Source organism: Mesorhizobium sp. P2_D1, assembly GCF_056404455.1.
Genome location: NZ_JBFUDZ010000038.1, coordinates 32,697 through 57,658, shown reverse-complemented (window position 1 = coordinate 57,658; position 24,962 = coordinate 32,697). Strand labels below are relative to the sequence as shown.

Annotated in this window: 24 protein-coding genes and 1 tRNA gene; 13 read left to right on the top strand and 12 right to left on the bottom strand. The window is 61.4% G+C overall.

Annotation, left to right across the window (positions count from 1 at the left end):
- On the bottom strand, window positions 1–380 hold a 380-nt coding region (locus tag AC1D0I_RS23760; RefSeq protein WP_477398134.1), incomplete at its 3' end, for a PRC-barrel domain-containing protein.
- Window positions 381–2,007: 1,627 nt separating this feature from the next.
- Between AC1D0I_RS23760 and AC1D0I_RS23755 the strand changes: the two genes are divergently transcribed.
- Window positions 2,008–2,310: a hypothetical protein gene (locus tag AC1D0I_RS23755; RefSeq protein WP_477344503.1), complete on the top strand. Its 303-nt coding sequence runs from the start codon at window positions 2,008–2,010 to the stop codon at window positions 2,308–2,310.
- Window positions 2,311–2,607: 297 nt separating this feature from the next.
- Here AC1D0I_RS23755 and AC1D0I_RS23750 read toward each other — a convergent pair whose 3' ends face one another.
- On the bottom strand, window positions 2,608–2,742 hold the full coding sequence (locus AC1D0I_RS23750) for a hypothetical protein (protein ID WP_477344501.1): 135 nt from the start codon (window positions 2,740–2,742) through the stop codon (window positions 2,608–2,610).
- Window positions 2,743–2,804: 62 nt separating this feature from the next.
- Window positions 2,805–3,767 carry a LysR substrate-binding domain-containing protein gene (locus AC1D0I_RS23745; protein ID WP_477398132.1) on the bottom strand — a complete coding sequence of 321 codons (963 nt, stop codon included), beginning with the start codon at window positions 3,765–3,767 and terminating at the stop codon, window positions 2,805–2,807.
- A gap of 163 nt (window positions 3,768–3,930) precedes the next feature.
- Here AC1D0I_RS23745 and AC1D0I_RS23740 point away from each other — a divergent pair, with 163 nt between their 5' ends.
- Complete coding sequence (locus tag AC1D0I_RS23740) at window positions 3,931–4,299, top strand: nuclear transport factor 2 family protein (RefSeq protein WP_477304106.1); 369 nt, start codon at window positions 3,931–3,933, stop codon at window positions 4,297–4,299.
- Window positions 4,300–4,354: 55 nt separating this feature from the next.
- Window positions 4,355–5,164: an MBL fold metallo-hydrolase gene (locus tag AC1D0I_RS23735; RefSeq protein ID WP_477398130.1), complete on the top strand. Its 810-nt coding sequence runs from the start codon at window positions 4,355–4,357 to the stop codon at window positions 5,162–5,164.
- Between the two features lie 91 nt (window positions 5,165–5,255).
- Here the strand turns inward: AC1D0I_RS23735 and AC1D0I_RS23730 are convergent.
- Window positions 5,256–5,332: transfer RNA gene (locus AC1D0I_RS23730), tRNA-Ala, on the bottom strand.
- An 82-nt stretch (window positions 5,333–5,414) separates the two neighbouring features.
- Between AC1D0I_RS23730 and AC1D0I_RS23725 the strand changes: the two genes are divergently transcribed.
- Window positions 5,415–5,774 carry a YybH family protein gene (locus tag AC1D0I_RS23725; RefSeq protein WP_477398128.1) on the top strand — a complete coding sequence of 120 codons (360 nt, stop codon included), beginning with the start codon at window positions 5,415–5,417 and terminating at the stop codon, window positions 5,772–5,774.
- Between the two features lie 124 nt (window positions 5,775–5,898).
- Here the strand turns inward: AC1D0I_RS23725 and AC1D0I_RS23720 are convergent, their stop codons facing one another.
- Window positions 5,899–6,201: a DUF982 domain-containing protein gene (locus tag AC1D0I_RS23720; RefSeq protein ID WP_477288674.1), complete on the bottom strand. Its 303-nt coding sequence runs from the start codon at window positions 6,199–6,201 to the stop codon at window positions 5,899–5,901.
- Window positions 6,202–6,493: 292 nt separating this feature from the next.
- Here AC1D0I_RS23720 and AC1D0I_RS23715 point away from each other — a divergent pair, with 292 nt between their 5' ends.
- On the top strand, window positions 6,494–7,951 hold the full coding sequence (locus AC1D0I_RS23715; protein WP_477398126.1) for an NCS1 family nucleobase:cation symporter-1: 1,458 nt from the start codon (window positions 6,494–6,496) through the stop codon (window positions 7,949–7,951).
- A gap of 38 nt (window positions 7,952–7,989) precedes the next feature.
- Here the strand turns inward: AC1D0I_RS23715 and AC1D0I_RS23710 are convergent, their stop codons facing one another.
- From AC1D0I_RS23710 to tpiA, 5 genes are all read right to left on the bottom strand, one after another.
- A complete protein-coding gene (locus tag AC1D0I_RS23710) occupies window positions 7,990–8,529 on the bottom strand; it encodes a DUF1697 domain-containing protein (protein ID WP_477398124.1) in 540 nt (179 codons plus the stop codon).
- Window positions 8,530–8,663: 134 nt separating this feature from the next.
- Window positions 8,664–10,301 carry a CTP synthase gene (locus AC1D0I_RS23705; protein ID WP_111546553.1) on the bottom strand — a complete coding sequence of 546 codons (1,638 nt, stop codon included), beginning with the start codon at window positions 10,299–10,301 and terminating at the stop codon, window positions 8,664–8,666.
- A 240-nt stretch (window positions 10,302–10,541) separates the two neighbouring features.
- Window positions 10,542–11,660, bottom strand: a complete 1,119-nt coding sequence (locus AC1D0I_RS23700; RefSeq protein WP_095081393.1) for a L,D-transpeptidase — start codon at window positions 11,658–11,660, stop codon at window positions 10,542–10,544.
- A 211-nt stretch (window positions 11,661–11,871) separates the two neighbouring features.
- Complete coding sequence (secG, locus tag AC1D0I_RS23695; RefSeq protein WP_457152008.1) at window positions 11,872–12,348, bottom strand: preprotein translocase subunit SecG; 477 nt, start codon at window positions 12,346–12,348, stop codon at window positions 11,872–11,874.
- Window positions 12,349–12,496: 148 nt separating this feature from the next.
- Window positions 12,497–13,264, bottom strand: a complete 768-nt coding sequence (tpiA, locus tag AC1D0I_RS23690; protein WP_457152009.1) for a triose-phosphate isomerase — start codon at window positions 13,262–13,264, stop codon at window positions 12,497–12,499.
- Between the two features lie 143 nt (window positions 13,265–13,407).
- On the opposite strand from tpiA, the gene AC1D0I_RS23685 reads away from it, so the two are divergent.
- Genes AC1D0I_RS23685 through AC1D0I_RS23665 form a run of 5 tightly spaced genes read left to right on the top strand, consistent with a single transcriptional unit; the run spans window position 13,408 to window position 18,813 of the window.
- Window positions 13,408–15,300, top strand: a complete 1,893-nt coding sequence (locus AC1D0I_RS23685; protein ID WP_477398122.1) for a SurA N-terminal domain-containing protein — start codon at window positions 13,408–13,410, stop codon at window positions 15,298–15,300.
- Window positions 15,297–16,307, top strand: coding sequence for an anthranilate phosphoribosyltransferase (gene trpD / locus AC1D0I_RS23680; RefSeq protein WP_457152011.1), 1,011 nt, complete (start codon window positions 15,297–15,299; stop codon window positions 16,305–16,307). Before AC1D0I_RS23685 ends, trpD begins: the two co-directional genes overlap by 4 nt.
- 3 nt (window positions 16,308–16,310) lie before the next feature.
- Complete coding sequence (gene trpC / locus AC1D0I_RS23675; RefSeq protein ID WP_477398120.1) at window positions 16,311–17,123, top strand: indole-3-glycerol phosphate synthase TrpC; 813 nt, start codon at window positions 16,311–16,313, stop codon at window positions 17,121–17,123.
- Between the two features lie 2 nt (window positions 17,124–17,125).
- Complete coding sequence (moaC, locus tag AC1D0I_RS23670; protein WP_477398118.1) at window positions 17,126–17,608, top strand: cyclic pyranopterin monophosphate synthase MoaC; 483 nt, start codon at window positions 17,126–17,128, stop codon at window positions 17,606–17,608.
- Window positions 17,608–18,813, top strand: a complete 1,206-nt coding sequence (locus AC1D0I_RS23665; protein ID WP_477398117.1) for a molybdopterin molybdotransferase MoeA — start codon at window positions 17,608–17,610, stop codon at window positions 18,811–18,813. Before moaC ends, AC1D0I_RS23665 begins: the two co-directional genes overlap by 1 nt.
- Before the next feature lie 48 nt (window positions 18,814–18,861).
- On the opposite strand, the gene AC1D0I_RS23660 is transcribed toward AC1D0I_RS23665, so the two are convergent.
- Window positions 18,862–19,692, bottom strand: coding sequence for an alpha/beta hydrolase (locus AC1D0I_RS23660; protein WP_477398115.1), 831 nt, complete (start codon window positions 19,690–19,692; stop codon window positions 18,862–18,864).
- Window positions 19,693–20,004: 312 nt separating this feature from the next.
- Between AC1D0I_RS23660 and AC1D0I_RS23655 the strand changes: the two genes are divergently transcribed.
- Together AC1D0I_RS23655 and kynA are read left to right on the top strand one after the other, a co-directional pair.
- Entirely contained in the window at window positions 20,005–21,630 is a 1,626-nt protein-coding gene (locus tag AC1D0I_RS23655) for an AMP-binding protein (protein ID WP_477398113.1), read from the top strand.
- On the top strand, window positions 21,627–22,463 hold the full coding sequence (gene kynA / locus AC1D0I_RS23650; protein WP_477398111.1) for a tryptophan 2,3-dioxygenase: 837 nt from the start codon (window positions 21,627–21,629) through the stop codon (window positions 22,461–22,463). The genes AC1D0I_RS23655 and kynA overlap by 4 nt, the downstream gene beginning before the upstream one ends.
- Window positions 22,464–22,467: 4 nt before the next feature.
- Here kynA and kynU read toward each other — a convergent pair whose 3' ends face one another.
- Window positions 22,468–23,715, bottom strand: a complete 1,248-nt coding sequence (kynU, locus tag AC1D0I_RS23645) for a kynureninase (RefSeq protein WP_477398109.1) — start codon at window positions 23,713–23,715, stop codon at window positions 22,468–22,470.
- Window positions 23,716–23,877: 162 nt separating this feature from the next.
- On the opposite strand from kynU, the gene AC1D0I_RS23640 reads away from it, so the two are divergent.
- The gene (locus AC1D0I_RS23640; RefSeq protein WP_477398107.1) at window positions 23,878–24,615 is read left to right on the top strand and encodes a GntR family transcriptional regulator; all 738 of its coding nucleotides are present in this window, start codon (window positions 23,878–23,880) and stop codon (window positions 24,613–24,615) included.
- The last annotated feature ends 347 nt before the right edge of the window (window positions 24,616–24,962 follow it).

Below are 24,962 nucleotides of genomic sequence, written 5' to 3'. Positions count from 1 at the left end.
AGATCTTCCTTTGTCGTCTTGGCGACCAACCACCGGCTGCCGTTCTTCTCAACCCATTCGGCCTTGCTGAAATCATAAGCGACGTTCTTTTCGCCAATGCCCAGGAAACCTCCGACACCAATGATGATGAACTTGGCTTTACCGTCCTTGGCCAGAACAATGTCATTAACGTCGCCGATCTTCTCGGCATTGTCTGCAGCACTGTTGTAGACCGCAGTACCCATGATCTTGCTCACGAGGCTCCCGTCGGGTACCGCAACAGGCTCGGCTGCAGCAGCGTTGGCAGGCTTGGTGGCATCTTCAGAATGGGCGCCCGATACCAGCAGACCTGATGACAGGAGCGTGACCACGGCGGTGGTGGTCAAAAGTTTGCGGATCATGATATGTTTCCTTGTGCGTTTCATTTGATGCACGCCGCGCTCGGCTAAAACCCGTTGCAAGGCGGCTGGGCGCGGCATCTATGCACAGTCACAACGAGCCTCTCGTGGACAAGTTCCGCTTTGGGCCCTCATATGGATCGGCCCGAACACGCAAGTCCGGGCCGTGATTGGTTAAGTGGCGGACCCGATTGCCCTATCCTGCCTTGACCGCCTTGGAGCTGATCTTTCACGTGATCGCCCATGCCTCTCGATGAGATCCTTTTCGCGGAATGGCTTGCTTAGCAGCGGGACGTCCGAGGGACGATCGGCAATCGCACTCGCATCAGCGTACCCGGTTATGATTACCGCTGGCCAATCCGAGCGTAGATTGCGCGCAAACCGAATGACCTCCACTCCGGATACCATTGGCATAGCGAAGTCTGTGACACGATCACGTCGAAATCATGTGGCGTCCTTTCAATAGCCGCCAGCGCCTCGGCGCCCCCTGCTGCACAGGTCACCGAGAAACCTCGCTGTCGGAGCGATTGAGCTGTCAGATCACGAAGTCCGCTGCTGTCGAATCGAAGGGCGGTCGTTGCTCGCATAGACCAGAATTTGGGCGCTGGAAACGCACGGTTGCCGTCTGCACCGCCGAAGGAATGGATGGTCCGCCAAGGCTATGCGTTGGACTGGCCAAGATACAGCGCCGGCTTCTATGTTCGGGCTGAGAAGGAAGCAAAGGCAGCGAATCGCGGCTTGTGGGTTGGTTTATTTGACAAGCCATGGGAATGGCGTAAGCCCAGCGGCGACCCTACGGTTTACGCTTCCCGCAATAGCGAAGCCCAGCATGCGCACCCAAGAATGCGATTAGCTCGCGGGCTTGCGTTTCCGTAATGCCAGTTTCATTGACCAGGCGACGCACGACATCGTCCGGCTTGCTAGGCGCTTTGCCCTTAGTCAGTCATCATCGTGTCCCTTGACGACCCAACGACAGGGCAGAGGCAAATGGTTCCTTCGCCGGAATGACTCGCTAATCCTGTCCGGAAGCGTATACTTCACAAGTCGCCCACACCTTGCTCGGCAAACGGGCGCTTGGAAGTCAACTCAGGTGCTCCCGCCTCAACAGATTGACGCGGGAGGCTCCTGTGGCCCAAGCCTTAATCAATTCCGATTCCAATCCCATATCCGCCTTTGATTGCGATGTAATTCGCGAGGCGTTCCGAAAATCGATAGTGGAAGAGAACGTACCGGAAGATCGGCAGCGCGATCACGCCGCGGCTTTCGTGCGTGCATGGACTGGGACAGAGGTCACAGACCAGAGCATTTTGGATTGGATTGTGCGCAAATAGGCAGCGCTACCCGGCCGCAGAATCTCCGCGTGATCGCGAAATGGCGACCGAGGCGGTATATTATTCCCGCAAGTTCGGCCTCACCAAAGAGGAAGCCTTGCGAATGCTCAAGGACGCCCGAACCCTGATACCTCTCGCTGATATGGCAGACGCGACCAAGCGCTAGGGCCTACCCATGTTCCGTACGCACCGTGTCCATGTTCCGTAAGGAACACTCACATCCTGCGGACCCTGCTAGCCTTTGCAAACCACCGCCGGCCGTAAGCTATCGGTCCGCCATGAGTGGGAAGGAGAGCGTCATGCCCTTCACAAAATTCAGCAGCATATTCGCGCCTGCCGATTTGGAAATTATCCAGCGGGTATTCAACCAACTGTGCCAAGAGCGCTGTTTGGCCCTGAAGGATGGGGAGCAGAGAAGTCTGCTTGCCGCCGAAGTCATTGATGCCTTCGAGAGTGGGTTCATCGAGGAAGCGAACCTGTGGCAGTCGCTCTCGAAGCGACGCATGGCCAAGGCTCGAAGCTTATTCCGGGGAGCCAGGCTCGTACTGTACGATGGCATCGAGGATCGCTGTCGACTTCCCCGTCGATCTCTTCCCGCCTGATCCCGATCACCTTGGCGTCAGCAATCAGCTTGTGGACATTGGCCTTCGTCATCTCAGGGACATTGTTGCTCAGCCATTGGTCTAGGAAGTAGACGCCGCGTGTGCTCATCCTCAAAGAAGCTGCTTACCGATATTAGGTTCCCCTAACCTTTAAGAACCCGCCGCACGGCAGCGGCGGGCCGTCCCTAGGGATCACAGGGACTTGCCGGGGAAATGTTGGCTGCCCCTGCTGACTAAACAACTATTAGAATGCTCTAAACGTTCCCTTCCTCTCTGCCATAGGTAGGAGCTAAGCAGTTAGCGCAACCCTTGCATGATGAATTCGTAGATCGTGCGAATCTCTTCATCGATCTCTCGGCCGGGAATGCCTTGGGTTTCGGCCGCCCGTTTCGCGTCGACAGTCATATCGATCACCAGCAGAACCGGGTGCATAATCGGATGATCCGGTAAATGCTCCGATATCCAATGGTAGAGAAAATCACTTCCGCGCTTGCTTATTCTTCCCGGAAATCCTGCAAAGAGGCGTGCCGCATGCCCGGCTTGACCCATAGCGTCGCCGGACGCTTCATCCCCTTCGGCGCCATGCCGGCGTGCTGCTGAACGCGCTCCCAAAGGCGTTCGCGCATCTCGCGGTTGGGGTAGTACATGAAGAAGCCGGGAATGGGGGGCGTCCAGTTCTCAAGCACTCGAATGAGGCGGTGCTCAGCAACATGCCCCGCAACCTGCTCTTCATAAGCGAGCCCAAGGCCGGCTCCGGTGAGCGCCGCCTGAATCACCAGGTTGGTATCGTCGATTACGAGCGGGCCGTTCACACCGATTGTGATCGCCTTGCGTCCCTGCTCGAACTGCCACCGATACGGACCGTTCGGAAGACGCAGGTTTAGACATCGATGATCATTTAGATCCTTGGGCTTCCGAGGAATGCTTCGTGACGCAAAATAGCCGGGCGATCCCACTACCGCCAAACGCAACTCCTGCGAGACGCGCACCGCGATCATGTCCTTTTGAATATACTCGCCGAGTTGAATACCGGCATCGAACTCGCCCGCGACGATGTCGACGGGACCAGTGACAGTGACAACGTCAAGAACGACGTCAGGGTAAGCCTCGGCGAATGCTGTGAGCCTCGGCAACAACACCATCGTCGCAGCCGACCGTGACATCACAATTCTAAGACGTCCCGCAGGTCGGTGGCGAACGCTTCGGGCTTTGTCTAGCGCACGAGTAATTTGCTCAAGCGCCGGAGACAGCTCCTTCAAAAGAGCTGCGCCCGCAGCGGTTGGCGCTACACTCTTGGTGGTCCGAGCAAGAAGCTGGAGCTCCAGCCGCTGCTCAAGTCTCCGGATGGTGTGGCTCAGGGCGGACTGGGAGACGCCCAGCTTCGCGGCAGCATGTGTAAAGCTTCGCTCGCTGGCGACGATTGCAAACGCGGCGAGTTCATTCAGCTCATTTCCCATGATTTATGAATCTCACTCATGACACCATCCTGTGCAGCATATCTAGTCTCATAAGTGCCCTTGTCCTAGGTTTGACCGACAGAAAGTCGACTCCGGCTTGCCTGATGCTCGTCACGCGATTGCCGCGTGTATGGAATGGTTGGACGTAACAACGAGGTGACCCATGGATACCGATGTTCGCGCTTTGCGCACCCTGGCACAGACCTATTTTGACGCCGCCTATGAAATGGATGCTGGGAAATTTGCATCCGTATTTCATCCCTCGAGCTCCGTGACGAAGGTCGCCGACGACGGCGACGTGGGCGTGACGCCGGTTGCGATATGGCTTGCAGTTGTCCGCAACACAAAAGCTCCAAAACAACAAGGCGTGGAGCGTGACGACGAGATCCTATCAATTGACGTCGAGAGAGACCTCGCGCTTCTGAAGGTAAGATTGCGGGTACCGCCACACCACTTCACGGACCTCCTGTCATGCTTGAAGGTCAACGGAACCTGGAAGATCGTTCAGAAGGTGGTGACCTCGAAAACGTAACGGCTTCAAGTCCCGTACTAGAAGATTAAATTCCCCCCGCATGACAGGTTGCCCCGTGAAATTGCTGTCTCAAAGCGCCAACACCATGGCCTGTGCTTCGGGATCATCGAAGGTTTGGTCGCTCTCCGACGGATATGTCGACCTGCCGGCCCAATTGCTCAGAGATCCGAACGACAAGATATATACGCAGACAGCATCGCCTCAACGGGAAGAGGGGCTCGTTCGACTTTCGGTCAACTGCTTCTTGCTCGATCGCTCCGGCATCGACCGCATCTTGATAGATTGTGGGGCGGGGGGAAGTTGGGAGCCGTCCATGGGCCACCTCGAGGAGGCCATGTTCGAGGCAGGCATCGACACATCATCCATCACGATGGTCRCCCTCACCCATGCCCATGGCGACCACATCAACGGTCTTCTTGCGCCTGACGGGCGGCGAGCATTCAGAAACTTGAGCAAGATCGTGATTGGGGAGGACGCCGTTGAGGATTTCCTCGCCGAGCCACGACTAGCGGATTTTCGGCCACTCCTGGCCCCAATCAGTGGAGGAGACCGGCTGGACGAGCATTTGCTGGCGGTGACGATACCCGGACATGCTCCGGGCCATATGGGTTATCTCCTCAGCACTGGCGAGGACGATATCTTATTCTGCGGCGACCTGATCCACGTTCCTGCTGCACAGTTTGCTCGTCCCGAGCTTACTTGGGCCTATGACGCTGACGAGTCCATGGCGAGGGCTAGCCGGATCGAGCTGCTCCAAGACGCAGCGGGGGCAAATACTTGGCTAGCCGGCGCCCACCTAGGACGACCAGGCATCGGCAGAATAGTCAAAGAGGGGCACGGATATGCATTTGTTTCGGCCGTGTAGCCGCCAGTTGCAGAACGAAGATGGAAAGTACTGGCGAGACCATTTGCATGCGCTCGCGCAACGCGTCGAGGTTCCCAGTTTTATACCGAAGTGGCGCACCCGACACGATTCGAACGTTTGGCCTCCACCTTGCAAGGGCAGCGCTTTGTCCAACTGAGCTACGGGTGCAACCTGCTTACTCTAGTCCCTGGTCCGACACGCCTAGAGCTTTTGCGATAAGGTTCCGACTGGATGACGTGCGGAGGCCAGAGTGGACGACACAGCCGACAGAAAGCCTGTCTACGATCCCCAGCAACTGGAGCCCCTGTTGGTTTCGCGGCAGCATGCGGGCGATGTCGACGGCATGACGGCCTTATTCGAACCCGATGCGGTGATCGACTGCGGCGGCGGAAATTTGCTGCGCGGCAAGGACGCCATTCGCAGCTATTATGCGGAGATCGTCGCGTCCGGACGGAAATTTGCCGTGGGCGAGCAGCGGCCGGCGCTCGTTTGCGGCGACCTTGCCCTGACCTCGACCCGACTTCCCGACGGCGACGTGACCAGCGAGGTTGCCCGGAGGCAAGGCGATGGCAGCTGGTTATGGGTGATCGACCGTTATTCCGTCACCTGAGCCACCTGAGGCAAGCGCCTGATCCGGAGGAGCTTTCGACCAGTGATTTTCGGAGCACATCTCAAACCAAAACCCGCGCCGTCACGGCGCGAGACCCTCGCATGACCGTCAAGACAACAGGCCCTTACCGCCGCAGCGCGTACACCTTTGCCATGCTTTCGCTGGCTGCGGGCAACGCCATGTCATCGTCGAGAAGGCGCGTGATGCGGGCAAAGCCTGTGAACGCTTTCCTTGCTTCCTCGGGCGACATCTGGCCCGACAGGGCGGCCGAGCAGCAATTGAGCGCGCACTGATAGACTGGACCGCGCCGTCCTGTCGGCCATTTCCTCAAGAACACCATGGCCTCGGCAACACTATCGATTTCCTCAGCAGGATACCCCTGCCCGCGCGAAATCCGCACAGGCGAAAAGAAGTGCAGATAATCCATTATTTCCTCCCGGTTGACCGCGATGCACGCGATCGAACCTTACGAAACGTACCATCCACGGTTTGGTTCCGTGTAAAGAAGCGGAATCATAAAAAATCGCCATATGCCGAATTTCGAATCATTCGACCGGCAAACGCGGCCCACCATTGCGCCCCGTCGATAATCGCAGTTCTCATTGAATATCTTTAAGGCCAAAGCCGGCAAATAGGTTGCTTGTCCGTTCCCCAGCGTCAAGCTTACCCTGCGTGCGGCCAACGCGTGAGGGCGCGTGCTGCAAAAGGGGAACTTTGCAATGACAATACAGGGTGCTTCACCTGATCTGTACAACGAGGATCTGGCTCCGGCCAAAATTCGAAACTGGGGACCATTCTCGATCTTCAACGTCTGGACGTCGGACGTTCACAGCCTCTGGGGCTACTACCTGGCTGCCAGCCTGTTCCTGTTCTGTGGTGGCTTCGTCAACTTCATAATCGCCATCGGCATCGGTTCGCTGATCATCTACGCGCTGATGAACATGGTCGGTTATGCCGGCGTGAAGACTGGCGTGCCCTATCCCGTGCTCGCCCGCGCCTCATTCGGCATCTGGGGCGCCAACATACCGGCGCTGGTGCGCGCCATCGTCGCCTGCTTCTGGTACGGCGCGCAGACGTCGGCAGCCTCCGGCGCCATCGTGGCACTCTTGATTCGCTCGCAATGGTTCGCCGATCTCAACGCCAACTCGCATTTCCTCGGTCATTCCGGCCTGCAAGTGATCTGCTTCGTCGTTATCTGGGCGCTGCAGCTTCTGATCATCCAGCGCGGCATGGAGACGGTGCGCCGCTTCCAGGATTGGGCGGGTCCGGCGGTCTGGGTGATGATGCTGATCCTGGCGGTTTACCTGTGCGTCAAATCCGGAACCTTCGCCTTCACCAGCGACATCCCGATGGACGTGTTGTTGGAGAAGACCAAGGATGCGGGCGTGCCGGGCACGCCGGGCTCGTGGACCGCGCTGTTTGCGGTGGCCGCGATCTGGGTGACCTATTTTTCGGCGCTCTATCTCAACTTCTGCGATTTCGCCCGCTATGCGCCCGATCAGGCGTCGCTGCGCAAGGGCAACATCTGGGGCCTGCCGGTCAACCTCATCCTGTTCTCGCTTGTCGCCGGCGTCACCACCATTGCCGCCTACGACGTCTATCACGAAGTGCTGCTGCACCCCGACCAGATCTCGGCGAAATTCGACAGCTGGTACCTGGCAGCCCTTGCGGCCCTGACCTTCGCCGTGGCGACGCTTGGCATCAACGTCGTCGCCAACTTCGTGTCGCCGGCCTTCGACTTCTCAAACGTCTTTCCCAGGCAGATCGACTTCAAGAAGGGCGGCTATATCGCGGCGCTGATCGCGCTGGTGCTCTATCCCTTCGCGCCGTGGGAAGGCAGTGCCGCCTCCTTCGTCAACATCATCGGCGCGACGATGGGACCGATCTTCGGGGTGATGATGGTCGACTACTATCTGATCCGCAAAGGTGAGGTCGACGTCGAAGCACTCTATCGCGAGGACGGCGAGTTCCGCTTCCAGGGCGGCTGGCACGTCAATGCCTTCATCGCCGCCGGCATCGGCGCCATCTTCTCGTCGATCCTGCCCAACTTCACCAACTGGCTGCCGTCCTGGTGGGGTGTCTATGGCTGGTTCTTCGGCGTTGGGATCGCCGGCACCATCTACTACGTGCTGCGCACTGCGGCTTTGGGCGCTGGCGCCAAGACCGCGAAGGCCTGACAGGCATCGTCCGGGGCGGTGCAAGGCCGCCCCGGATCCTATGCGCCAACCATCTCGGCCAGTTTGCGCACCGTGTTCCAGTTGCGCGACGTGCCGATGCCCAGACGCTTGTGGTTGGTCGCCGAAAGCAGTCGCGAACTCGGCCTCTCGCGCGAGAAGACGACCCAGATATCGCCACCGACCGACAGCACCTTCTCGTCCGCGGCGGCATAGGCCTGGAGCGCTGCTACAGCATCGACTGGCGCTGGTTTGCGCATCACGCGCACCGCCACCTGGTCGCCGGCTTCGGTGGACTCACGCGGGAACGGATTGCCGGCGGCAAGCGTCCGCCAGTCCTCAGCACCGCGCACGATGATATCGACATGCCTGCCGAAGGTTTTTTCGAAGGCTGCTTCCAGCCGTTGCTCCAGATCAGCGACTGCCGTTGCCGGCGTCTCGAAGACCAGGTTGCCGGTCGCAACCAAGGTGCGAGCCTTCTTAAGGCCGAGCTCTTCCGCCATCGCCTTCAGGTCGGCCATGACGAGCCGCCGTCCCTCGCCCAGGATGATGCTGTAGAGGAGCGCGACGTAAGTCTGCATCGCTAGAGCCGGACGATTTCAGGTCGAATCGACCTGAAATTTGAATCCGCATCTAAATCAAAGAGATAGGGCATGATGTCGTCCGAAAACCGCTTCACACTTTTCGGCATCATGTTCTAGCCAGCCAGAAGTCGTTATACCAGCCGGCTCTGTTCCACTGCCGCCTCGATGAAGCTGGCGAACAGCGGATGCGGGTCTAGCGGCCGGCTTTTCAGTTCCGGATGATACTGAACGCCGATGAACCAGGGATGGTCGGGGTATTCGACCGTCTCCGGCAACACGCCATCGGGCGACATGCCGGCAAACACCAGGCCGCAATCCTCAAGCCGCTCCTTGTAATCGACATTGACTTCGTAACGGTGGCGATGGCGCTCGGAAATCTGTGTATCGCCGTAGATCTCGGCGATCTTGGAGCCCTTGGCGAGATCGGCCTGATAGGCGCCGAGCCGCATCGTGCCGCCGAGATCACCGGTTTCCCGGCGCTTTTCCAGCATGTTGCCTTTCAGCCATTCGGTCATCAACCCGACCACCGGTTCGTCGGTTGGGCCGAATTCGGTCGATGAGGCATGCTCGACACCGGCCAGCGACCGCGCGGCCTCGATACAAGCCATCTGCATGCCGAAACAGATGCCGAAATACGGCACCTTGCGTTCACGCGCGAACTTCGCCGCCAGGATCTTGCCTTCGGAGCCACGCTCGCCAAAGCCGCCGGGAACCAGGATGCCGTGCACCTTTTCCAGCCAGGGCGTCGGATCTTCCTTTTCGAAGATCTCCGATTCGATCCAGTCGAGCTTGACCTTGACGTGGTTGGCCAGGCCGCCATGCGAAAGCGCCTCGATCAACGATTTGTAGGCATCCTTGAGGCCGGTGTATTTGCCGACCACGGCGATGGTGACCTCGCCTTCCGGATTGTGGATGCGGTTGGATACTGCCTGCCAGGGCTCCATGCGCGGCTTCGGCGCCGGATCGATGCCGAACGCGGCCAGCACTTCCGAATCAAGCCCTTCCTTGTGATAGGCCATCGGCACATCGTAGATATGCGGCACGTCGAGCGCCTGGATCACAGCACTTTCGCGCACATTGCAGAACAGCGACAGTTTTCTGCGTTCTTCCTTCGGAATGGCGCGGTCGGCGCGAACCAGCAGAATGTCGGGCGCGATGCCGATGCCGCGCAGTTCCTTGACCGAATGCTGGGTCGGTTTGGTTTTCAGCTCACCCGCCGTCGGAATGTAGGGCATCAGCGTCAGATGCACGTAGACGGCGTTGTTGCGCGGCAGGTCGTTGCCAAGCTGACGGATCGCCTCGAGGAACGGCATCGCCTCGATGTCGCCGACCGTGCCACCGATCTCGCACAGCACGAAATCATAGTCGTCATTGCCGTTGAGGACGAAATTCTTGATCTCGTCGGTAACGTGCGGAATGACCTGCACGGTGGCACCGAGATAGTCGCCGCGCCGTTCGCGCTCGATGATGTTCTTGTAGATGCGGCCGGTTGTGATGTTGTCCTGCTGGTTGGCCGAGCGGCCGGTGAAGCGCTCATAGTGGCCAAGATCGAGATCGGTCTCCGCACCGTCATCGGTGACGAAAACCTCGCCATGCTGGTACGGCGACATCGTGCCTGGATCGACATTGAGGTAGGGGTCGAGTTTTTTGATGCGTGCGCGATAGCCTCGCGCCTGCAAGAGAGCCCCAAGGGCCGCTGCGGCAATGCCTTTTCCAAGTGAGGAAACCACGCCGCCTGTGATGAATACATATCGCGCCATGGGAGTCATCGCTTAACGCGGCCGGATTGATTCCGCCAGAGAAAAAACCGCCGCGAAGGTTTTTTCCCAAGAAGGCGCGATACCCCTATGCATGTCGCCCAAAGCGCGAAGCAGTTTTTGGGACAACGACATGCACAAAACAAAGAACTAAAGCGCGTCGATTGAATCCGTTTCAACGCAACGCGCTTGGGGCAAGTCAAAACAAAAGGGCCGGCAAAGGCCGGCCCTTCGGCATGATGGATGCTGGCGTCAGATGATGACGACCTTGGTGCCTACCCTGACGCGGCTGTAAAGGTCCATGACGTGCTCGTTGATCATGCGGAAGCAGCCGTTGGAGGCGCTCGTTCCGATCGACTGCGGCGCGATGGTGCCGTGGATTCGCAGATGCGTGTCTTTCTTGCCGTCATAGAGATAGATGGCGCGGGCGCCCAGCGGGTTCTGGCCACCGCCGGGCATGCCGTCCTTGTACTGCCCATAGTGCTTCGGCTCGCGCTTCTGCATGTCCAGCGTCGGGATCCAGCGCGGCCATTCCTGCTTGTCGCCGACCGCGACCGTGCCCTTGAACTGCAAGCCTTCGCGGCCGACCGCAATGGCGTAGCGGCGAGCGGTGGAAGACGATTCGACGAGGTAGAGGCGGCGAGCGCTGGTGTCGATGACAATGGTGCCGGCGTCGTAGCCGGTGAATTCCACGTCCTGCGGCACAAACTCCGGCTTCACCTTGAACTGCTTCTTGGCTTCCTTCTTGGCGAGAGCCTGGTCCAGCGCACGTGTCTCGGGGAGATATGAGACCGAAGACGAGGAGCTGCCGCCGAAGAGGCCGGCGAACAGGCCGCCGCTCGACTGCTTCTTGCCGATGACTTCGCTGCGCAGCTCGCCATTGTTTCCGGTCAAAGCGACGTTCATCGCTTCGGCGGGGAGTGGCTCAGCCGACTGGATCGGTTCGATCGGCGCAATCGGCTCGATGATGTTGACGGTCTTCTTGGCAGGCTTGGCGTCGGCCACTTCGGTTGCCGAAGCGGTCTTGCCCCTCTTGGCGAGGAACGCTTGCCGTTCCGCCTCGGCCTTGGCCTTGGCCGCTTCGCGCATCGCCAGCTTCCTGGCTTCCAGCGCCTTGGCCTTGGCCGCTTCCTTGTCGGCAACGATCTTGGCCTCGATCTTCTTGATCTGGGCGAGATCGTCCGGTGTCGGGCTTTTCTTCTTCTTGAGAAGCTTCAATTGCGCCGCATCACTCTTGACGGCGACGTTGATGGCACTGGTTGTTTCAGCCGATTGATTTGCGGCCATATTGGCCGGCATGCCGGCGAAAGCCGGGGAACTCATGCCGAGTACGGCGCAGAGTCCCATGAAAATGAAGCTGCGAAGCTGCATGGCGAAGATCCGATCGTTCTATGCTTGTTGCCCACGGCGTCGCTCAGCGCCCCCCAAGGGCGCCGGAAATGCCGCGCGCAATCTATAGTCGAATAAGCGCGGACGCCTCAAGGGTAACGCCACATTGCAAGCACTCGATTCTTCGTGATCGTGCTGCATTTGCCGCGACTGTGTTCAAACGACAACAGATCGCGGCTTCAGGCGCTGGAGACTACTGGTTCGGGACCTGCGGGGTGGCCGGTGCAGCGGGCGTGGTGCCGTTGGTCGCGGGCTGAGTCGAGCCGGCGGCGGGCGCCATGGCCGGGGCAGTCGCCGGAGGCGTTGCCGCGGCATCGTTGCCGGACGGCGGCTTCGGCGCGGTGTTGCCGGCGGGCGCCGGAGTGGTCGTGCCGGGCAATTGGTTGAGCACACCCTTGCCGGCGCCGTCAGATGTCGCGGGCACGCGGTCGAGGATGTCGATCGGCTTCTCGCCGTAGCGGGCGACGATCGACAGTGTCAGCGACGTGGCGAAGAAGGCGGCGGCCAGGATCGCCGTCGCACGCGTCAGCGCGTTGGCCGCACCGCGCGCGGTCATGAAGCCGGACCCGCCGCCGATGCCAAGACCGCCGCCTTCGGAGCGCTGCAGCAGCACCACGCCGACAAGGGCGAGCACGACCATGAGATGGATGACGATCAGTACGGTTTCCATAGTTTATCCTGGCAAGGCCTTGCCCGGTCGCGGACCGACCGGTGAATTGGAGGCGGCTCAATACAATGCTTTGATGGCATTTCCAAGCCCGTGGCCGGAATATGGGAAGCAACGCTCCCTTTGCAACGATTTCCGGCGCTGTCCACCCCTAGGCGATGCTGCGATAAGCCTCGGCGATGGCAAGGAAGTCCGCCGCTTTCAGGCTGGCGCCACCGACCAGCGCGCCGTCGACATTCCTGACGCCGAGCAGTTCGACCGCGTTGGAAGGCTTGACCGAGCCGCCATAGAGAATGCGCATCTTGGCCGCGACGCTGTCGAGTTTTTCCGACAGCTTTTCGCGGATATGTGCATGTGCTTCGGCCACGTCGGCGGCGGTCGGCGTCAGGCCGGTGCCGATCGCCCACACTGGCTCATAGGCAATGATGGTGTTGGACGGGGTGGCGCTTGGCGGTACCGAGCCGGCGACCTGCCGCGACAGCACATCGAGCGTGGCGCCCGCTTCACGCTGCTGCTGCGTTTCGCCAATGCAAATGATGGCCACAAGCCCGGCGCGCCAGGCGGCTGAAGCCTTGGCCTGGACCGTCGCGTCATCCTCACCGCGTTGCTCGCGGCACTCGGAATGGCCGACGATGACATGGCTCGCGCCGGCATCCTTCAGCATTTCCGCCGAGATGCAGCCGGTGTAGGCGCCGCTTTCCTTGGTGTGGCAATCCTCGCCGCCGGCGTGGACCGGCGTGCGTGACAGAATCTCGGCTGCGTGGGCAAGCAGGGTTGCGGGAACGCAAACCAGCGCTTCGGTCTCCGCATCGAGCCCACTCATGAAACCGTTGCCGATCATCCTGAGCTCGTTGAGCGAGGCAGTGGTGCCGTTCATTTTCCAGTTGCCGGCGACGAGCGGGCGAATTCCTGGCGTCATGGGTTGCTTCTCCGGGCGATATCAGGCTCTGGCCCTCACTACCAAAATCAGGCCACAAAGCAATCGACAGTGGACCGGAAGGGCGCTATTGCGCTTGTTTCAGACTCGGCGCATGCGAAAATGCGCATAAATCGGAAGTAACGATGCTTGGTGTATTGAGAAGCGCGGCGGGTACCTGGGTCGCGAAGGGTCTACTAGTGTTGCTGGTGCTCAGCTTTTTGGTCTGGGGCATTTCCGGACGGCTGATGGGCGGTTTCGCCGGCCACGATTCGGTTATTTTCGCCGGCGGCACCAAGGTGTCGATCAACGAATACCGTCTCACCTATGACCGCCAGCTCGCCGTCATGTCGCAGCAATTCGGCCAGCGTCTCACCCACGAACAGGCAAAGGCGCTCGGTATCGACAACCAGGTACTGGCGCAGCTCGTCTCGGGAGCCGTTCTCGACGAACAGGCCCGCAAGCTGGGCCTCGGCCTCTCCAAGGACCGGCTGGCCGAGCTGACACGCGAAGATCCGGCCTTCAAGGGTCCTGGCGGCCAGTTCGACAGGCGAACCTTCGAATATATGTTGCAGCAGATTGGCATGCGGCCTGCCGATTATCTGAAGAACCGTGCCCAGGTGGCGGTGCGCCAGCAGATCGTCGAGGCGGTCTCGGATGGCCTCAAGGCGCCGGATACTTTCTTCAAGGCGGTCGCGCTCTATCGCGGCGAAGACCGCACCATCGACTATTTGACGCTGCCCAAGGCCTTGGTCGAGCCGATCCGGGCGCCGTCCGACAGCGTGCTCTCGGCCTATTTCGACGCCAACAAGAAGACGTACGCGGCACCAGAATACCGCAAATTCTCGTATGTCCGCCTCGAACCGGTCGACATCATGGATACGACCGCCGTCACCGACCAACAGGTCAGCGACGACTACAACAAGAACAAGGCGCGCTACACGACGCCGGAGCTGCGCACCATCGAGCAGCTTGTGTTCAAGACGCCTGACGCGGCCAAGGCCGCGCTCGATTCGCTCAAGGCCGGCGCCACCTTCGACAAGCTTGTCACGGCGGAAGGCAAGACCCCGGCCGATACGTTGCTCGGCACGCTGGCCAAGGACAAGATCGCCGACAAGGCGGTCGCCGACGCGGCCTTCGCACTCAATGCGAATGAAGTCAGCCCGGTCGTGCAGGGCGCCTTCGGTCCGGTGCTGCTGCGCGTCACCGAAATCAAGCCCCAGGTGGTGAAGCCGCTGACCGAAGTGTCCGACCAGATCCGCAAGGATCTGGCGCTGGGCGAGGCAAGTCGCATCCTTCTGGACGTGCGCGACAATTACGAAGACACCCGGGCCGCTGGCGGCTCGCTGGCCGACGCCGCCACCAAGTTGAAGCTGAAGATCGTCACCATCGACGCCATCGATCGCAGTGGCCTGAGACCTGACGCAAGCATCGTCAAGGACCTGCCGCAATCGCCGGAATTGATCAAGGCTGTCTTCGACGCTGAACCCAACACGGAAAACGACGCTTTGACCACGGCGGACAACGGTTTCGTTTTCTACGAAGTGGCTTCCATAACACCGGCTCGCGACCGCACACTGGACGAGGCTCGCCAGAAAGTCGTCGCCGACTGGACCGCCGCCGAAACAACCAAGCGCCTCACCGCCAAGGCAGGCGAACTCGAAAAGCGGCTCAAGGCCGGCGCAACGCTCGACGTTATCGCCGGCGAACTGAAGCTGGAAAAGCAGACCAAACGCGGCGTCAAGCGCGAGGCCGACGATGTCGACTTCGGCAAGGAGGGCGCCGCAGCGATGTTCGGCGTCGGCGAAGGCGGCACCGGGCTGATCCCCTCGCCCACCGGAGACGGACAGATCCTGTACAAGGTCGCCGAAGTGTTCGAGCCTGCCGGAGCTGACGCCAGCTCCGTGCCGGAAGACGCACAGAAATCCTTCACCTCCGGCATGTCGGACGATCTGCTCGACCAGTTGGTGGCGCAGTTGCAGACGCAATTCGACGTTCGCATCGACCAGGCCGCCGTCGCCCAAGCCTCGACAAGATGAGCGCGCTGAAAACCCATATCGCCAAGGTCGCGACCGGAAGCGCGCTTTCCTTCGAGGAAGCGCGCGAGGCCTTCGACATCATCATGTCGGGCGACGCAACGCCCGGCCAGATCGGTGGCTTCCTGATGGCGCTGCGCGTGCGCGGCGAGACAGTGAGCGAGATTTCCGGCGCCGTCGCCACCATGCGCGCCAAGATGCTGCGCGTCGAGGCGCCCGCCGGCGCCATCGATATCGTCGGCACCGGCGGTGACAATTCCCACAGCGTGAACATCTCGACGGGATCGGCGTTTGTTATCGCCGGCAGCGGCGTGCCGGTTGCCAAGCACGGCAATCGCGGGCTGTCGTCGCTGACAGGGGCCGCCGACGTGCTGGTCGCGCTCGGGGTCAAGATCGATATCTCGCCCGAATTCATCGGCCGCTGCATCCACGAGGCGGGCGTCGGCTTCATGTTTGCGCCCGCACACCATCCGGCGATGAAGCATGTCGGTCCGACCCGCGTCGAACTCGGCACCCGCACCATCTTCAACCTGCTTGGGCCCCTCTCCAACCCGGCTGGCGTCAAGCGGCAGATGGTCGGTGTGTTCCTGCCGGAATGGATCCTGCCGGTGGCCGAGACGCTGAAAGCGCTGGGTGCCGAGCATGCCTGGGTTGCCCATGGCGATGGCTATGACGAGATCACCACCACCGGCGAGACCCATGTCGCCGAACTGATCGGCGGTGAGATCCGCAGCTTCACGTTGACCCCCGAAGCTGTCGGGCTGGAGCGCCACACCAAGGATGAATTGCGTGGCGGCGACGCAGCCTACAACGCCGACGCATTGCGCGATATGCTGAGCGGCGCTGCCGGCGCCTATCGCGACACCGTGCTGATGAATGCCGGCGCCGGGCTTGTGGTTGCCGGCAAGGCGACGACACTTGGCGACGGCATCGCGCTCGCCGCGCAAGCCATCGACAGTGGCCGCGCGCTGCAGGTGCTTGACCGGCTGATCGAGATTTCGAACGGGTAGAGCGTGTCTGACATTCTTCGCAAGATCGAGGCCTACAAGCGCGACGAGATCGCGGCGGCAAAGGCACGTGTACCGCTGGCCGAGATCAAGGCGCGGGCTAAAGATGCCGAGGCGCCGCGCGGCTTTCTTGCCGCGCTCGAGACCAAGCGCAAATCCGGCGCCTTCGCGCTGATCGCCGAGATCAAGAAGGCAAGCCCCTCCAAGGGCCTGATCCGCGCCGATTTCGACCCGCCGGCATTGGCGCAGGCCTATGCGAAAGGCGACGCCGCCTGTCTTTCGGTGCTGACCGACACGCCGTCATTCCAGGGCGCGCCTGAATTTCTCACCAGGGCGCGAGCCGCCGTCGCCCTGCCCGCTTTGCGCAAGGATTTTCTGTTCGACCCATACCAGGTCTACGAAGCCCGCGCCTGGGGCGCGGACGCCATCCTGATCATCATGGCCAGCGTCGACGATGCTTTGGCCCGCGACCTTGAATCGACGGCGTTTGAACTCGGCATGGATGCGCTGATCGAAGTGCACGACGAAGCCGAGACGCAGCGCGCGCTAAAACTGTCGTCGCGGCTGATCGGCATCAACAACCGCAATCTCAGGACATTCGAGACCAGTCTCGAAACCTCCGAGCGGCTGGCGTCGATGGTACCGGCCGACCGCCTGCTGGTCAGCGAAAGCGGTATTTTCTCGCATGACGATTGCCTCAGAATGCAAAAGAGCGGCATCGGCACCTTCCTTGTCGGCGAAAGCCTGATGCGGCAACAGGACGTCACCACGGCGACGCGCCTGCTTCTGACGGGCAAGGCGCCGGCCGAGGCCATCTGACGATGGCGGCCGCCCTCACCCATCTCGGCGCGCAGGGCGAGGCCAACATGGTCGATGTCGGCGACAAGGCAGAGACGACGCGTACCGCAATCGCCGAGGGTTTTGTCGCGATGCAGCCCGAGACGCTGACCATGATTCTCGAAGGCAACGCCAAGAAGGGCGATGTGCTTGGCACTGCGCGCATCGCCGGCATCATGGCGGCGAAGAAAGCGCATGAGCTGATCCCGCTCTGCCATCCGCTGCTCCTGACGAAGGTTTCCGTCGACATCGAGCCCGACCATGCTTTGCCCGGCCTGAAGGTCACTGCACTCGCGCGTGTCACCGGCAAGACGGGCGTCGAGATGGAAGCGTTGACCGCCGCTTCGGTAGCCTGCCTCACCATCTACGACATGGCCAAGGCGGTGGATCGCGCCATGATCATCTCCGGCATCCGATTGGTCGAAAAGACCGGCGGCAAGTCGGGCGACTACAAAGTGGACGCCTGATGGCGCTGGTTCCGGTCGCCGAGGCGCTCGAACGCCTGCTTGAGGGTGCAGCACCTTTAGCGGGCGAAAGCGTTCCGTTGTTCGAGGCTGTTGATCGCGTGCTGGCCGAACCGGTCGCAGCGCTGCGCACCCAGCCGCCATTCAACGCTTCCGCCATGGACGGCTACGCGGCGCGTGCCGTCGACGTGGCATCGGTGCCGTCGAGACTTTCCGTGATCGGCATGGCACCTGCCGGGCGCGGCTTTGATGGCACGGTCGGCAAGGCACAGGCTGTGCGCATCTTCACCGGTGCGCCGCTGCCCGAAGGCGCCGACACTATCGTTATCCAGGAGAATGTCCGCGACCTCGGTGGTGGTGACGTCGAAGTCATCGAACGGACGGCGGAGTGGCGCAACATCCGCCGCGTCGGCCTCGATTTCTCGAAAGGCGACGTCGTGCTGGAAAAAGGCCGCGTGCTCGATCCGGCGGCATTGTCGCTGGCGGCGTCGGCCAACCATCCACGGGTCAACGTGGTGAAACGGCCGCTGGTCGCCATCATCGCCACCGGCGACGAATTGTTGCCGCCCGGCAGCGAACTCGGGCCGGACCAGATCATCTCGTCCAATGCCTATGGTGTCGCCGCGGCGGCGCAGTCGGTCGGCGCTCGTGCGCTCGATCTCGGCATTGCCGCCGACCGCAAGGAGGCCATCGCCGCGCTGGTGCGGAAAGCGGTCGCGGCCGGCGCGGACGTCATTGTCACGCTGGGTGGCGCCTCGGTCGGCGACCATGATCTGATCCACGACGTGCTGACCGGCGAAGGCATGACGCTCGGCTTCTGGAAGATCGCCATGCGCCCCGGCAAGCCGCTGATGTTCGGCCGCCTCGGCGACATCAGATGCATCGGCCTGCCCGGCAATCCGGTAGCAAGCCTGGTCTGCTCGCAGCTGTTCCTGAAGCCACTGCTGGCGCGACTTGGCGGCCGCGAACACCGCCAGGACATTCGTCCGGCGCGACTGGGCGCCGCAATGCCGGCCAATGATTTGCGCCAGGACTATGTGCGGGCGGTGGTCCGGGACGATGACGGCGGGCCGGTGGCGACGCCGTTCGGCATCCAGGATTCTTCGATGCTAAGAATGCTGGCTGATGCCAACGGGCTGATCGTGCGGGCACCGTTTGCCCCCGCGGCGGACGCTGGCGAAGCCTGCAGCGTGCTGATGTTACGCTGAAGATTCGCCAAACAAGCCATTGACGACAAGCCGAAAATGGACTCGGCGTTATTCCGAGATCAAGGTCCGGGTCAGTGTATGGGCCGGATCGGCAAGGCCGTCGACGATGCTGTAATGGTGCCGGTCGGGCTCGACCACGGTAGAGGTCGTGGCATCGAGGCCGGTCCAGATATTGGCAAGCAAGGCGTTCTGGCGAAGGAACTCCGCGCGTTCACCACCACCGGCCCAACAGGTGATGCGGGCACCATCCATGGGACGCAACAGCGCCGGGCTTTCGGCCAGCGCCTCTTGCTCGTCGATTGCCAGTGTCGCGTTCATCTCGGTGCGCATGATCGGGCGCAGGTCGTGGAGGCCTGAAATCGAAACGACGTGGCGTATGCGCCGCGCCACATCGGCCGCCAGCGGCGTTGTCGCCGTGACCATGCGGCTGGCGAGATGTCCGCCGGCCGAATGRCCGGTCAACATCAGCGGCCCGTCGACCAGTCCTGCCGCCTTGCCGATCGCCTCGCCGATCTCCTGGACGATGCCGGCGATGCGGATTTCGGGGCAGAGCGTGTAGGAGGGCATCGCCACGGCAAAGCCGCTGCTGACGGCACCGTTGGCGAGATGCGACCAGAAACTCTTGTCGAACGCCATCCAGTAACCGCCATGGATGAACACCACCAATCCCTTGGGCGTCGCACTGGGTAGGAAAAGATCAAGCCGATTGCGCCGTCCGCCGCCATAGGTGATGTCGAGCCGTGCCCGGCCCTCTGACGAAAGCGCGTCACGAAACGCTTGCGCCGGCTCCACCCACGCGGTCGGCCAGCGGTCGCTGCCGGCGATGTTCGCGCTGTTGGCATAGGCATTGTCCCAATCGGCAATGCGATGTCCAGGCATCGGCATCCTCCCCCAAAACGGCATCGTTTCTGCGCCAGCAATGGCCACCGCCAGGCCATCCGTCAATGCTCCATGGCAAAAACATTTTAGGCTTGAAACAAATTTCGACTGGTGCGATCCTGCCGTCACGAACAGCCGACAATGGGAGGTCCGCTGTGCTGCCCAAACTTGGCGATGTCGGCCCTTTTGGGTCGTGTCAAGCAAGGTGCGACTGGCAACACAAAGACCTCCTCAAAAGCAGGACCTTGAGATCCACCCCAATAAGCCAGGCGCCTCGCGCACTGGCCAGGCAGCAGACAGGATAGCGGCGACATGCTTGGGCCTTCAGCGCATATCGACACGTTCACGCGCGATCACCTGCCGCCGCCGGAGCAATGTCCGGACTTCCTGCTAGACGGTTTCGACTATCCCGAACATCTCAACGCCGGCGTCGAACTCACCGACAGACTGGTCGAGAAGGGCCTGGGTGACCACACCGCGCTGATCGGCAATGGCCGCCGCCGCACCTACAAGGAACTGTCCGACTGGACGAACAGGCTGGCCCACGCGCTGGTCGAGAACTACGGCGTCAAGCCGGGCAACCGGGTGCTGATCCGCTCGGCCAACAACCCCGCCATGGTCGCCTGCTGGCTGGCCGCCACCAAGGTCGGCGCCGTGGTCGTCAACACCATGCCGATGCTGCGCGCCGGCGAGCTCGCCAAGATCGTCGACAAGGCGGAAATCACGATCGCGCTTTGCGACACCAGGCTGATGGACGAGATGACCGCTTGCGCTAAGGACAGCGCGTTCCTCAAGCAGGTCATCGGCTTCGACGGCACCGCCAACCATGATGCCGAACTTGATCGCGCCGCCCTCGACAAGTCGGTCGTTTTCAGCGCCGTCAACACTGGCCGCGACGACGTTGCGCTGCTTGGCTTCACCTCGGGCACGACAGGCGTGCCGAAGGCAACGATGCATTTCCACCGCGACCTCCTGATCATCGCCGACGCCTATGCCCGCGAAATCCTCCAGGTGACGCCGGACGATATTTTTGTCGGCTCGCCGCCGCTGGCTTTCACCTTTGGCCTTGGCGGCCTCGCCATCTTTCCGCTGCGCTTCGGGGCGGCGGCGACGCTGCTCGAACAGGCGACGCCCCCCAACATGATCAACATCATCGAGACCTACAAAGCGACCATCTCCTTCACCGCGCCGACCGCCTATCGCGCCATGCTGAAGGCCATGGATGAGGGTGCCGACCTGTCATCGCTGYGAGTCGCCGTTTCGGCCGGCGAGACCTTGCCCGCTCCGGTCTTCGAGGAGTGGACGCAAAAGACCGGCAAGCCGATCCTCGACGGCATCGGCGCCACTGAAATGCTGCACATCTTCATCTCCAACCGCTTCGACGATATGAAGCCTGCGTCGACCGGCAAGCCGGTGGGAGGCTACGAGGCTCGCATTGTCGATGACGAGATGCACGAGGTGCCGCGCGGCGCGACCGGCAGGCTGGCGGTGCGCGGCCCGACCGGCTGCCGCTACATGGCCGACGACAGGCAGAAGGAGTACGTTCGCGACGGCTGGAACCTCACCGGCGACACCTTCACCCAGGACGAAAACGGCTTCTTCCATTTCGCCGCCCGCTCCGACGACATGATCGTCAGCGCCGGCTATAACATCGCCGGCCCCGAGGTCGAGGCAGCGCTGCTGGCGCACCCGGACGTCGCCGAATGCGCTGTCATCGGCGCTGAGGATGCCGAACGCGGCCAGATCGTCGAGGCGCATGTTGTGCTGGTGCAAGGTGTGGCACCTGACGCGATGACCATCAAGCGCCTGCAGGACCATGTCAAAGCGACGATCGCGCCCTACAAATATCCGCGATCTGTGAAGTTCATTGCTGCGTTGCCCAAGACGCAGACCGGTAAAATCCAGCGCTTCCGGCTGCGCACGGAGAAAATCAGTTGAGCGAGCCATACGATCCGGCCTCCGAAGGCGCACAGATGTCGTTCAAGGAGCGCATGTCCTACAGCGACTATCTGCACCTGGAGAAAGTGCTGGAAGCCCAGACGCCGCTGTCGTCGGCGCATGACGAGATGCTGTTCATCATCCAGCATCAGACCTCTGAGCTGTGGATGAAGCTTGCCTTGCACGAGATCGGTGCCGCGATACGCTCGATCCGCGCCGACCGCCTCGAGCCGAGTTTCAAGATGCTATCGCGCGTCGCCCGCATTTTCGAGCAGTTGAACAATGCCTGGGACGTGTTGCGGACAATGACACCCAGCGAATACACCGAATTCCGCGACGCGCTCGGCCAATCCTCGGGTTTCCAGTCCTGGCAGTATCGCGCCATCGAGTTCATGGCCGGCAACCGCAACCTCGCCATGCTCGGCCCGCACAAGCACCGGCCGGACCTCACCGGGAAGCTTGAGGCGATCCTGGCCGAACCGTCGCTCTACGACGAAGCGCTGCTGCTGCTCGCCCGCAACGGATTCGACATCGGTGCTGACGCCAACCGTACCGACTGGCGTGAGACGCGCACCGAGAATGAAGCGGTCCTGGTCGCCTGGCAGACAGTCTACCGCGACCCGCAGCGCTACTGGATGTTCTACGAGCTGGCTGAAAAACTGGTCGACTTCGAGGATTATTTCCGCCGCTGGCGCTTCAATCACGTGACCACGGTCGAACGCATCATCGGCCTGAAGCGCGGCACCGGTGGCACGTCGGGTGCGTCCTACCTGAAGAAGATGCTCGAGGTCGTCCTGTTTCCGGAACTCTGGACAGTTCGCACCCGGCTCTAGCTTCTCAGGTCACCGCGGTTTTGACCGCGAAACGCGCGTCTTGCCAGACGCCAGTGCGCAGGATGTCTTCCAGCATGTCGACCGCCTGCCAGACATCCTTGTAGCCGATATAGAGCGGCGTGAAGCCGAAGCGGATGGTCGAAGGCGCCCGGAAATCGCCGATCACGCCGCGCTCGATCAAGGCCCGCATCACCTGGTAGCCGCTGGGGTGGATGAATGACACCTGGCTGCCGCGCTCGTTGCCGTTACGCGGGCTTTCAAGCTCGAGCCCGTACGCCCCGCACCTTGCTTCGACCAGCTGGATGAACAGATCGGTCAGCCCGATGCTCTTTTGGCGCACCGCCACCATGTCGACATCGTTCCAGAGGTCCAGGGCGCCCTTGAGCGCCCGCATCGACAACACCGGCTGCGTGCCACACAGGAACCGGCGAATGCCGGTGCCTGCGGCATAGCCTTGTTCGAAGGCGAACGGCCGCGCATGCCCCCACCAGCCGCTGAGCGGCTGATAGACATCACCGTGGTGCCGCTGTGCGGCATAGATGAAGGCTGGCGAACCCGGGCCGCCATTGAGGTACTTGTAGGTGCAGCCGATGGCGAAATCGGCATTGGCAGCGTCGAGTTCGACCGGCAGCGCGCCGGCGGTGTGACAGAGATCCCAGACGATCAGCGCACCAGCCTGATGGGCCTTGCGCGTCAGCGCCGCCATGTCGCGCAACTGGCCGGATTTGTAGTTGACGTGGTTGACCAGGATAACGGCGACGCGCTCGTCGATCAGTTCCTCGATATCAGGCGCGTCGACGCCCTCGAGCCGCAGGACCGTACCCGGCCGCGTCGAAGCAACGCCCTCGGCCATATAGAGATCGGTCGGGAAGCTGTCGCCCTCGGCGACGATGACCGACCGGTCCGGACGCATCGCGAGCGCCGCATGCAGCACCTTGTAGATATTGATCGACGTCGTATCGCAGACCACAGTCTGACCGGCCGCGGCGCCGATCAGGCGTCCGAGCTGGTCGCCGAGCTCGACCGGCATGTCGAACCAGCCGGCGGTGTTCCAGGCACGGATGAGGTCCTGCGCCCATTCCTGTGTGGCGGCCTTGTTCAGTTCGTCGAAGACGGCGGGAGAAGCCGCGCCAAGCGAATTGCCGTCGAGGTAGATCACCCCTTGCGGCAAGACGAAACGATCGCGCATGGAACGCAGCGGGTCCGCGGCATCCATCGCCTCGATTGCAGCGAGATCGGGAGTTGCATTCATGGTCGACTATCCCCGCGCATGGGCGTGCTCAGATGAACATATCAGGCGAAACCGTAGGCGATCATGGGCAGTCCCTTGGGTCTTGTCAAACATTATATATAATTTACGAAATGGAAGGCTTTCATATATAATCACCCGACCAATTGGTACGGATGGTCGGCAATGCTGGACGACGAGCACTTCTCGAAGACAGAGGCAGCCTACAGGTTGCTGCGCCGCGATATCCTCACCACCCGTCTGAAGCCCGGCGCGCCGCTCAAGCTCAGCGCGTTGCGCAACAGCTACGGCATCGGCTGGACACCGCTGCGCGAGGCACTCTCGCGGTTAGAGGCCGAGCGCCTGGTGACCGCCATCAGCAATCGCGGCTTTGCCGTCGCCGCGGTCTCGCGCAACGAGTTGGAAGATCTGTCACGCGCCAGATTGGTGGTTGAACTGCCTCTGCTCCAGGAATCGATTGAGAAAGGCGGCCGTGAATGGGAGGACGCCGTCGTCGCTGCCCACTACCGGCTGTCGCGCAGCAGGACCGCGGTCGACGACCCGTCCGACGAAGTGGTCGACGAATGGGATGAAAAGCACGAGGCTTTCCACGCGGCACTGCTCAGCGCGGCGGCGTCCCCCTGGCTGCTGACCTTCCACTCCACGATCGCGGATCAGTTGCGTCGCCATCACCGCTTTCTTGGCCTGGCGCCAACCTTGCGGGCGGCCGCCGGTCTCCTGTACGGCCACGAAGAGGCCATGGAGGCGTTGCGCCAGGCCGTCGCGATCGAACATCATACCGCGCTCATGGAAGCGGCGCTGGATCGCGACATCGAGCGCGCGAAAACCCTGATGGTTGCCCACATCGGCTACACGCTGCATGTCTATGTCCATGCCGGCGACGGCAGCACAAACAAGCGGTAATGCGGCGAGGAACGATATGGGCAATTCCTCCGCCAAAGTTGGCATTTTGGCTCCCTTTCGTTCACGGGAGCCACGACCGGTGAAGTGAACCGAGCCCCCTTGTCGAGCTCCAGCATTAGCCGAGGCCAAGCCCGACACAGGGTGGGCAGCAGGCCATTAACCATAGCAATTTCAATCCAACCAAGCGCCCGGCGGTGGCAGGCAAGCGTCGATAGCGACCCACTGCCGGGGCGCCGAATAATTTCAGCCGCCTTAACAAGTTCATTAAACTTTAAACGGTTGCGGAACACAACTGGAACAGATAGTGTTTGTTCTGGGTTTGTTTTTCCGATTCTGGTTTTGGGTAA

Excerpts from the sequence above, each read along its gene's own strand:
- AC1D0I_RS23685 (WP_477398122.1), top strand. The coding sequence starts at position 13,408 with ATGCTTGGTGTATTGAGAAGCGCGGCGGGTACCTGGGTCGCGAAGGGT.
- AC1D0I_RS23710 (WP_477398124.1), bottom strand. The coding sequence starts at position 8,529 with ATGCAGACTTACGTCGCGCTCCTCTACAGCATCATCCTGGGCGAGGGA.
- trpD (WP_457152011.1), top strand. The coding sequence starts at position 15,297 with ATGAGCGCGCTGAAAACCCATATCGCCAAGGTCGCGACCGGAAGCGCG.
- tpiA (WP_457152009.1), bottom strand. The coding sequence starts at position 13,264 with ATGACGCCAGGAATTCGCCCGCTCGTCGCCGGCAACTGGAAAATGAAC.
- secG (WP_457152008.1), bottom strand. The coding sequence starts at position 12,348 with ATGGAAACCGTACTGATCGTCATCCATCTCATGGTCGTGCTCGCCCTT.
- AC1D0I_RS23715 (WP_477398126.1), top strand. The coding sequence starts at position 6,494 with ATGACAATACAGGGTGCTTCACCTGATCTGTACAACGAGGATCTGGCT.
- AC1D0I_RS23750 (WP_477344501.1), bottom strand. The coding sequence starts at position 2,742 with ATGCACCCGGTTCTGCTGGTGATCGATATGACTGTCGACGCGAAACGG.
- AC1D0I_RS23640 (WP_477398107.1), top strand. The coding sequence starts at position 23,878 with ATGCTGGACGACGAGCACTTCTCGAAGACAGAGGCAGCCTACAGGTTG.
- AC1D0I_RS23745 (WP_477398132.1), bottom strand. The coding sequence starts at position 3,767 with ATGGGAAATGAGCTGAATGAACTCGCCGCGTTTGCAATCGTCGCCAGC.
- kynU (WP_477398109.1), bottom strand. The coding sequence starts at position 23,715 with ATGAATGCAACTCCCGATCTCGCTGCAATCGAGGCGATGGATGCCGCG.
- AC1D0I_RS23740 (WP_477304106.1), top strand. The coding sequence starts at position 3,931 with ATGGATACCGATGTTCGCGCTTTGCGCACCCTGGCACAGACCTATTTT.
- moaC (WP_477398118.1), top strand. The coding sequence starts at position 17,126 with ATGGCGGCCGCCCTCACCCATCTCGGCGCGCAGGGCGAGGCCAACATG.
- AC1D0I_RS23705 (WP_111546553.1), bottom strand. The coding sequence starts at position 10,301 with ATGACTCCCATGGCGCGATATGTATTCATCACAGGCGGCGTGGTTTCC.
- AC1D0I_RS23700 (WP_095081393.1), bottom strand. The coding sequence starts at position 11,660 with ATGCAGCTTCGCAGCTTCATTTTCATGGGACTCTGCGCCGTACTCGGC.
- AC1D0I_RS23755 (WP_477344503.1), top strand. The coding sequence starts at position 2,008 with ATGCCCTTCACAAAATTCAGCAGCATATTCGCGCCTGCCGATTTGGAA.
- AC1D0I_RS23665 (WP_477398117.1), top strand. The coding sequence starts at position 17,608 with ATGGCGCTGGTTCCGGTCGCCGAGGCGCTCGAACGCCTGCTTGAGGGT.
- AC1D0I_RS23720 (WP_477288674.1), bottom strand. The coding sequence starts at position 6,201 with ATGGATTATCTGCACTTCTTTTCGCCTGTGCGGATTTCGCGCGGGCAG.